The sequence below is a fragment of the Methanosarcinales archaeon genome, assembly GCA_014859725.1.
In the GTDB taxonomy this organism is placed as follows: Archaea; Halobacteriota; Methanosarcinia; order Methanosarcinales; family Methanocomedenaceae; genus Kmv04.
Map to the genome: position 1 here is coordinate 1 of JACUTQ010000091.1, position 8,867 is coordinate 8,867.

Sequence of the window (8,867 nt, forward strand, 5' to 3'; positions counted from 1 at the left end):
AATTTTTCACTCTTTTACAATATAAAAGTTTATATGCAATTGATACATATTGTTTAAAAAAAAGTATGCATAGAGCTTATTAATTCGATCGAAGCTGAATATTTAGAATATATCAGGTTATGAGTGATTACTTATGGTTGTCGGAAAAAAACCTCAAAGAGAAGAGTGGGCATGGGTTTTAGACTATTTACCATATGGCAATCCTGACGATCAAAGGCCGGTATATCAGAAAAAACCTCTTGTACAAGCAGTTGGTGCCGACCATTTTGTTCTAATGGAATTGCTTCCAAAAGAGGGTGCCTTTCCAGAAACCCAGGATAAGTTGTATATCGGAGAAGGGGACCGGGATGTTATTGACCATGTCAAACACAGGATAACCTATGATGAACTGTCACATGGTGCTCAAGCAGAATTACCGTTCATTCTTGAAAAATTAGTTGTGGAAAATGAACAAAAATATGTAGACTTCTATAATGATGCATATCCAATAACCAACAGACTTCATATGCTTGAACTTCTGCCTGGTATTGGAAAAAAACTGATGTGGGGAATCATTGATGAACGCAAGAAAGGAAAATTCCTCAGTTTCAAGGACCTTACAGAAAAGGTCAAAGGTCTGCATACACCTGAGAAATTAATTGTCCACAGAATTATTGATGAACTCAAGGATGAGCAGATCAAATACCGTCTATTTACAACTCCGGCAAAGAGCCGCAATCATAGATGAAACCAAAATATGGACAGCATTTTCTTACTGATAAGCTGGTACTTGACAGGATTATCGCTTATGCTGATCTGAATAAAAAAGATACTGTCCTTGAGATCGGGGGTGGATCCGGCAATCTTACAGAAAAACTCTCTGAAGCCGCAGGCAGAGTAATCACTATCGAAATTGACCGGAAGCTTGCAGACAACCTTAAGGAATTAACCAAAGAAACAAATGTTACAGTAGTGTATGGGGACGCATTAAAAGTTCAATTTCCCCCTTTCAACAAAGTTGTATCAAACCTACCATACCAGATATCATCTGAAATTACTTTCAAGCTGCTGGAACACCAGTTTGATTTTGCCATCCTCATGTATCAACTGGAATTTGCAGACCGTATGATTGCTGTTGCAGGCACCTCAGATTACAGTCGGTTGACAGTTATGGCACAATACCATTCAGATATTGAATTATTGGAAAAAGTACCTCCTTCAGCTTTTAAACCACAACCAAAGGTCCAATCTGCAATTTTGAAACTCACTCCAAAAGAGCCGCCATACAGGGTCAATGACCTGCAATTTTTTCAAAGACTATTAAAAGCATTATTCAGCCAGCGCAGGAAAAAGTTAAAAAATTCATTAAGGGCAGCGGCATCAATGCTTGGATTTCCGTCAGAAAATATCTTAAAACTAAATGCAGACCTATTAAACCAGCGTCCTGAAACTTTATCTTCAGAACAGCTGGCAGAGCTAGCAAATATAATCCGAACAGGAAGATGACTTCAATTACATATCGCGGGAAAATTATACATCTTCTACCACAAGTTTACGAACCAGCTGAAGATAGTTTTCTGCTGGTTGACGCTCTAATAGATAATATAAAAGATGGTGACAGGGTGATAGAACTGGGCTGCGGTAGTGGAATTGTTTCTCTGTTTGCACAAAACCGCGCTTCATTGGTAGTAGCTACTGACCTAAATCCCTATGCTGTTCGTTGTGCCGGTAAAAATGGTATAAATGCGATAAGGACTGACCTTTTTGACGGTATCAACGGGCAGTTTGATCTTATTGTCTTTAACCCTCCTTATCTACCAACTTCAGATGAGGAACGCTTAAGTGGATGGGATGGTCTAATGCTGGAAGGGGGAAAAAATGGAAGACAAACCATTAAACGATTTATTGATGGATTAGGAGATTATCTTTCTCCCAAGGGACGTGTTTTATTGCTAGTTTCATCTCTTACAGGTATTAAAGAAGTCTGCAACATCATGAACAATGCAGGTTTATTTGTTGAACCTATATCTAAATCGAAACACTTTTTCGAACAGCTTGTAGTCTTGAAAGGTATAAGAAACAAGTAAATGCCAAAAAAGTCGGTCTTTCCATCCCAAATGCTAAAATGCAGAGTTAGATATCTACTGTTATATATTTGTCGATATCGGTTCTATGTCCCCAGACATTCCCCACAAGAATTTCTATATTTTTTATTGATAGTAATGTCTTAGTTGTATTCGATAAAGTATTGTAATATGATTCGGGAAGTTGGACTATCCTGACATTAGGGCATTTACGGTTTAATTTAAAGATATCTTTTTCTGAAGGTCTGAAACAGAAATGGACATTTGTTTCATCTGAATTCAAATCATCAAGATTCTTTTCAGAACCGATAACACGGAATACTACTTCCATAATATGTAAAAATAGTAATCCTGACTATTTATAATTTTTGTTACAACTACAGTATTACTTTATATTCCGAATGAATATCAGTGGCAGGTTTAAACATAAACCTTCTTGACTTCACGAATACCATCTACAGCTTTGATCTCTTCCAGGATCTCATCATTGACATCAGAATCAATATTGAGTACCATAATAGCTGTACTCCCGGCTTTGATCCGGCCTGTCTGCATGCCTGCTATGTTGATATTTCGTTTCCCCATCACCATACAGCAGGGCCCGATAATATTGGGATGGTCTTCATGGAGTGCTACCAGCATGTGACCTATGGGTTGGATATCTATACTGTACTCATCGATCTGGATGATACGTGGATTTACACCAACCATTGTCCCTGCTACTGTTTTAACATTCCCATTATTGAAAATGCGCAGAGTGATCTTATTGGAATAACTCTCTATGGTCTTGGACTTCGATTCAATTACGTTGATCTTGCGCTCTTTGGCGATTACCGGAGCATTGACATAATTGACAGCCGAACCCATTGCGATCTCAAGCAGGCCTTTTAATGCTGCTACTGTGGCTGGGCCAGTATCCCTTTCTGCGATCTCACCACTGTAAGCTACCTCGATTCGTTCATATTTGCCTTCCATAAGCTGGGCCGCCAGTTTTCCGATCTTCTCAGCCAGCGGCAGGTAAGGCTGCAGCAACTTCATGACTTCCTGTTTTACATACGGCATATTGATGGCGTTTTTTACGGGAAGTCCCTTCTTGAAATTAATTATCTGTTCTGCTACATCCACTGCCACATTGACCTGGGCTTCCAGGGTGGAGGCTCCTAGGTGTGGTGTTACTATGATGTTATCCTGTTCTAAAAGCGGACTGCCTGTTGGCGGTTCATTAACGAACACGTCAATTGCTGCACTGGCCACCTTACCGCTGGAAACAGCTTCTGCCAATGCCTCCTCATTAATAATGCCGCCGCGGGCACAGTTTATTATCCTGACTCCATGTTTAACCTTATCCATTTCTTCCTTATCAATTATGTTCCTGGTCTCTTTTGTCAGTGGTGTGTGTACAGAGATGTAGTCAGCATTTTTTACGATATCTTCAACTGATGCCAGGGTAACACCAAGATCAGCAGCTCTCTCCTCGCTAATGAATGGATCGTAGGCCAGGATGTTCATTTCCAGTCCTTGAGCGCGTTTAGCAACCTCAGCTCCTATCCTGCCCAGGCCGATAAGACCCAGAGTTTTATTTCTCACCTCAACTCCAGTAAAGGTCTTGCGGTCCCAGTTGCCTGATTTGAGAGACTGGTTTGCCTGGGGGATATTCCTGGACATGGACATCATCATGGCGATAGTATGTTCAGCTGCAGAGATCATATTGCCTTCAGGGGCATTTATAACAATAATACCACGCAGGGTTGCGGCCTCTATATCAATATTATCTACTCCAACACCGGCACGGCCAATGATTTTCAAGTTTGTAGCAGCTGCGATGATCTCTTTTGTAACCTGGGTCTGGCTCCTGACCACCAGAGCATCATATTCCCCTATAATTGCTTTGAGTTCTTCAGGGCTCATCCCTGTCTTTATGTCAACATCAACTTCTTTCTTCAATATCTCAATACCCTGTTCAGACAGGGAATCACTAACAAGAACCTTCATTATAATGTCCTCCAATAATCTCCTTCAAATCTGGATTGATAATATAAGTATTATGACTTCATTGTTTCGTTAGTCACTACACTATGTAGTATATTCAGCATTTATCCGTACATAATCATATGTCAGGTCGCATCCCCAGGCCGCCGCACTGCCGATCCCTAATCCAATGTTTATGTGGATCACAATTTCTTCAGATTCCATGACGTATTTCAGCTGGTCTTCAGAAATATCATTGATTTTGCCATTTTCCACTAGCTTGACCAAAGTATCACTATTAGAAAAGTCCAGACTGATCATGTCCTGGTCTACATCTGCACCAGAATACCCCACAGCTGCAATTACTCTACCCCAGTTAGGGTCTTTGCCAAAGATAGCTGACTTGACAAGAGGCGAGCGGACAATTGCCTTAGCAGCAAGCACAGCATCTTTCTCATCTTTAGCTCCAGTTACTTTTGCTTCAATTAAATGCGAAGCACCTTCGCCGTCTTTTGCTATCATTTTTGCCAGCCGGATACAAACATAGTCCAGACTTTGCCGGAACTCTTGAATATCAGGCCGACCTGATTGACCAGTGGCAATTAAAAGGGCCATATCATTAGTACTGGTATCACCATCAACGACAACCATGTTGAAACTTTTATTAACAGAAGTATGTAAACATTGACCAAGGGTTGCGTTATCAAAGTCTGCATCAGTATATATGAACGCCAACATGGTGCCCATATTTGGTTCTATCATCCCGCTGCCCTTGGCAATTCCTCCGATCCGGCTCCCATTGGACATCTCCACTGCCACTTCTTTGGGAAAAGTATCGGTGGTCATGATAGCCCTGGCAGCTTTAGCACTACCTTCATATTCAGTTGTCAGGTTTTTAATCACTTCATCCAGTTGAGATTTGATCAGTTCCATATCCAGCCTGCGACCTATCACGCCAGTAGATGCTACACCAACCTCGTTTTTTTTCAGACCCATGCGTGCAGCTGTCAACTCTGCCATCAGGTTTGCATCGTGCAGCCCGGAAGCACCGGTAAAAGCATTCGCATTCCCGCTATTGACTACAAGAGCAGAAAGCCTGCCCACTTCGATATGCTGTTTAGTTAGAATCAATGGCGCAGCTATGACACGATTTCGAGTAAATACACCTGCTGCACTGCCTCTTGCAGTTATCACCGCAAGGCCGTGCTTGCCCTGCTTTACTCCCCATGCCCTGACACCCTGGACAGTGCTTATGCCGCCATCAATATCTTTCACTATTCATTCCTCGCTATGATGACAATGCCAGTCCACCGATAATGTCCTGACGGGATACGATTCCGACCAGCTTTTCATCTTCTACAACGGGCACTCTGTTGATCTTATGTTTGACCATCATTGAAGCCACTGTTTCCAGACTTTCATCAGGTCTGGCTGTAATTGCCGGATGGCTCATAATATCACCCACGCTCAAAGCACCCTTGTTGTCAAGTGCATGTTTAGCTTCCTCCCAACCGATAAGTTCCCTGATAGGTACTTCAATAATTTCAAATGGGCTTGGAAGCCACAACTGGCTGTTCGTTTCAGGGACTTCCAGCAGTTTTAATATGTCATTTTCAGTAATAATGCCTAATACATTCCCTTCTTCGACTACGGGTATGCCGCTGACTTTATTTTCTTTCATTAGGCGTGCAGCATCTTTAACCAGGTCATCTGGGTTGCAAAATATTACATTGGTTGTCATTATATCTTTAATTTTCATAGTAAGACTTCCTAGGGAAATACAGCTGGTGTCCAGAGTCCTGTAGTTTCTTCCAGATTGAACATTAGGTTCATATTCTGTATAGCCTGGCCTGAAGCTCCTTTGACAAGGTTATCTATTGCCGACACCACTACCAGTCTCTGACCTTCAGCATCAACTTCAAAACCGATGTCGCAGAAATTAGAACCCCTGACATCACCCAATACAGGTATGCTGTTGAGCAACCTGATAAAAGGTTTATTTTTATAAAACTGCTGATAGATATCAGCAACCTGTTCGGCGTTGATCTTTTCTTTGAGCAGCAGATGTGCAGTTGTCAGGATGCCCCGTACTGACGGGATCACGTGGGGAGTAAAACTTACCTTGATGTTATTATCCAGCAGTCCCAGTTCCTGGTGCATCTCTGCATGGTGGCGATGGGTGGTAAGCTTGTATGCCTGGATATTCTCTGCCATATTAGGATAGTGGGATACTGTTGTAGGTTCTGTACCTGCACCAGATATGCCGCTCTTGGAATCAAATATGACGTGTTCCACCTGACCGGCATTGACCATTGGTGCGGCTGCCAGTGTGGCTCCTGTGGGATAACAGCCGGGATTTGCCACCAGTACAGCATCGGCCACTTCAGGATGCAGTTCTGTCAGCCCGAACACGGCTTCCCGTGGTGCCTTGTGATCAAGATTATAGACTTGCTGGAAAATATTGGATGGCAGCCGATAGTCTGCGCTAAGATCGACCACCTTAGTTTCACCATCCAGGAGCTGTGGTACTACATCCATGGCACTGCCGTGTGGTACTGCAGTAAATACCACATCACATTTATTAGCGACTTCAGCGGCATCCAGGTTCTTGAATTCCATTTCTATAAAACCATTTAAGTGGGGATGGGTACTGATAACCGGTTTACCGTCCAATCGACGCGAGGTCACACATACTACTTCTGCCTTGGGATGGCCTGACAGTAACCTAAGCAATTCGCCGCCGGTATAGCCAGAACCACCAACAATCCCTACATGTATCATAATAGTATAGCCCTATTACTCTCAAAGATAAATAATATTGGGATATTTATACAGGTAAAACCTTATGTTGAATATGCTCACCAGCAGTTACATCCACTTCCCCGGAGTAGGAACTTCGACTGAAAAGAGGATATGGCAAAGCGGTATTAGCACCTGGGAGGAATTTATTGAGAATTACCCAAATGTCGGTCTTCCAGCATCAAAAGAAAATGTAATACTGGAAGGTATCGGGCAATCCCGGGACCGGCTTGCTGCAAGTGACCATTCGTACTTTTCCAGAGCCCTGCCGTCAAATGAACACTGGAGGGCATACCGTCAATTCAAAGAAAATACTATATTTTTAGATATCGAGACCACAGGGCTTTCGGCCAGGGATCATGAGATAACCATGATAGGTGTTTATACCAAAGATAAGACCAGAGTTTTTATAAATGGCATCAACCTGGATGATTTCCCCAGTACCCTTGAAGGCTGTAAAACTATTGTTACCTTTAATGGTATCCGGTTCGACATACCATTTATCAAACATTATTTTCCGGATATTGTTTTTGATCAGCTACACATTGACCTTATGTATCCACTCAGGAGGATAGGATTGACAGGAGGTTTGAAAAAGATCGAAACCTCGCTTGGCCTTGCACGATCTACTGAGACGACCGGACTTACCGGCTTTGATGCCGTAAGACTCTGGTACCGTTATAAAAGGGGAAGTCAGGAAGCACTGGATACCCTTATTAAGTACAATATAGAGGATATCCAAAACCTTGAGACAATTATTGAGATTATTTATCCTGATCTGGTGAATTATTTACACCCCAACAATTTAAAACATTAAAGATAGACTTTTGCCTTTCGGAATTAATCTATCATCCCAGATGACAGAGATTCCGAAAGACCATCCCAGATATAATTCTCTTATTACCAGGGAGCTGATAGCAAAGGGTATCGAGTCAGGGATAACCAGTATCAAAGGATTGATAGCACAGGGGAGAGGTGAAGCTTTCGATTACCTGATCGGTGAGATCACAACTGCTTCTGCCAGGGATGCCCAATATGCTGCCACAGCTATGCTTTTACTTGCCCAAAGACCCATTATCTCGGTAAATGGTAATTCGGCAGCCCTGGTGCCGAATGAACTGGTTGAACTATCAAGCTTGATCGGTGCCCCTTTGGAAGTGAACCTGTTCTACAGGACCGAAGATAGGGTTTTGAAGATAATCAAACATCTTAAAGCTCATGGGGCTCAGGATGTATTAGGTGCAGACCCGGATGCAGCCATACCCGGACTGTCTTCAGAAAGAGGGAAGGTATGCCGAGCTGGGATATATTCAGCTGATGTAGTGTTTGTACCTCTTGAGGATGGGGACAGGTGTGAAGCATTAATGAGTATGGGTAAACAGGTGATTGCAGTTGATCTTAATCCGCTTTCAAGAACTGCTCAAAAAGCGACCATTACAATAGTGGATAATATCACGAGGGCAATGCCAAATATATTGAAAATGGTCAAGGAATTGAATAAGACCCCAAATAAAAAATTAATCGACATTATCGATAATTTCGATAATAAAAAAGGGCTTGATGATGCTATTATATCTATGTGCAAAAAACATAAAGTATCGAAATGATGCTAAATATTTTTGGCTCTCTTTAACATTCATACGTCATCGGTTAAGGGAAAAAAATGGGATGGAACACGGATAATACGGATTGGTACTGATAATAAAATACCGTGGGTATCCGTCAAATGTCGAGTAGGGCTCATAGCGCACCTCTTGTTCGGGGTAATAGCCCCAAGGTTACTATGAGCCCCCTCACAGAACCGGACGTGAAGATGCCCTCATCCGGCTCTTCAGAAGAACCTCCCCATCCTTTTCCGGATAGGTTATGAGTACAGTTTTGTTAGCATCCTTAACCTGCATCAGAGTACGGAGGATGTGTCACCTTCCCAACGGTTCAACTGTCAGTCCCTTCCCTCCACAGGCATTACCCTGCTTCAACACTACTATGAACTGATCCGACTCCCAGTATGCCATTTGCGCCATCTTACCGTCCATA

Annotated in this window: 10 protein-coding genes; 5 read left to right on the plus strand and 5 right to left on the minus strand. The window is 42.5% G+C overall.

From position 1 onward, the window contains the following. Positions 1-133: 133 nt before the first annotated feature. Genes IBX40_08315 through IBX40_08325 form a run of 3 tightly spaced genes read left to right on the plus strand, consistent with a single transcriptional unit; the run spans position 134 to position 2,066 of the window. The gene (locus tag IBX40_08315) at positions 134-727 is read left to right on the plus strand and encodes a DUF655 domain-containing protein (protein MBE0524318.1); all 594 of its coding nucleotides are present in this window, start codon (positions 134-136) and stop codon (positions 725-727) included. Beyond that, positions 724-1,485: a 16S ribosomal RNA methyltransferase A gene (locus IBX40_08320; GenBank protein MBE0524319.1), complete on the plus strand. Its 762-nt coding sequence runs from the start codon at positions 724-726 to the stop codon at positions 1,483-1,485. Before IBX40_08315 ends, IBX40_08320 begins: the two co-directional genes overlap by 4 nt. Further along, a complete protein-coding gene (locus tag IBX40_08325) occupies positions 1,482-2,066 on the plus strand; it encodes a methyltransferase (GenBank protein ID MBE0524320.1) in 585 nt (194 codons plus the stop codon). The genes IBX40_08320 and IBX40_08325 overlap by 4 nt, the downstream gene beginning before the upstream one ends. A gap of 46 nt (positions 2,067-2,112) precedes the next feature. On the opposite strand, the gene IBX40_08330 is transcribed toward IBX40_08325, so the two are convergent. From IBX40_08330 to IBX40_08350, 5 genes are all read right to left on the minus strand, one after another. Further along, the gene (locus IBX40_08330; protein ID MBE0524321.1) at positions 2,113-2,394 is read right to left on the minus strand and encodes a DUF1699 family protein; all 282 of its coding nucleotides are present in this window, start codon (positions 2,392-2,394) and stop codon (positions 2,113-2,115) included. 89 nt (positions 2,395-2,483) lie between these two features. Beyond that, positions 2,484-4,055: a phosphoglycerate dehydrogenase gene (locus IBX40_08335; GenBank protein ID MBE0524322.1), complete on the minus strand. Its 1,572-nt coding sequence runs from the start codon at positions 4,053-4,055 to the stop codon at positions 2,484-2,486. Between the two features lie 81 nt (positions 4,056-4,136). Next, on the minus strand, positions 4,137-5,306 hold the full coding sequence (argJ, locus tag IBX40_08340) for a bifunctional ornithine acetyltransferase/N-acetylglutamate synthase (protein MBE0524323.1): 1,170 nt from the start codon (positions 5,304-5,306) through the stop codon (positions 4,137-4,139). Between the two features lie 13 nt (positions 5,307-5,319). Continuing rightward, the gene (locus IBX40_08345; protein MBE0524324.1) at positions 5,320-5,790 is read right to left on the minus strand and encodes a CBS domain-containing protein; all 471 of its coding nucleotides are present in this window, start codon (positions 5,788-5,790) and stop codon (positions 5,320-5,322) included. Between the two features lie 11 nt (positions 5,791-5,801). Then, on the minus strand, positions 5,802-6,812 hold the full coding sequence (locus IBX40_08350) for an N-acetyl-gamma-glutamyl-phosphate reductase (GenBank protein ID MBE0524325.1): 1,011 nt from the start codon (positions 6,810-6,812) through the stop codon (positions 5,802-5,804). Between the two features lie 73 nt (positions 6,813-6,885). Here IBX40_08350 and IBX40_08355 point away from each other — a divergent pair, with 73 nt between their 5' ends. Both IBX40_08355 and IBX40_08360 read left to right on the plus strand, forming a co-directional pair. Continuing rightward, positions 6,886-7,647, plus strand: a complete 762-nt coding sequence (locus IBX40_08355; protein ID MBE0524326.1) for a ribonuclease H-like domain-containing protein — start codon at positions 6,886-6,888, stop codon at positions 7,645-7,647. 40 nt (positions 7,648-7,687) lie between these two features. After that, entirely contained in the window at positions 7,688-8,437 is a 750-nt protein-coding gene (locus IBX40_08360; protein ID MBE0524327.1) for a phosphopantothenate/pantothenate synthetase, read from the plus strand. Positions 8,438-8,867 lie beyond the last annotated feature (430 nt).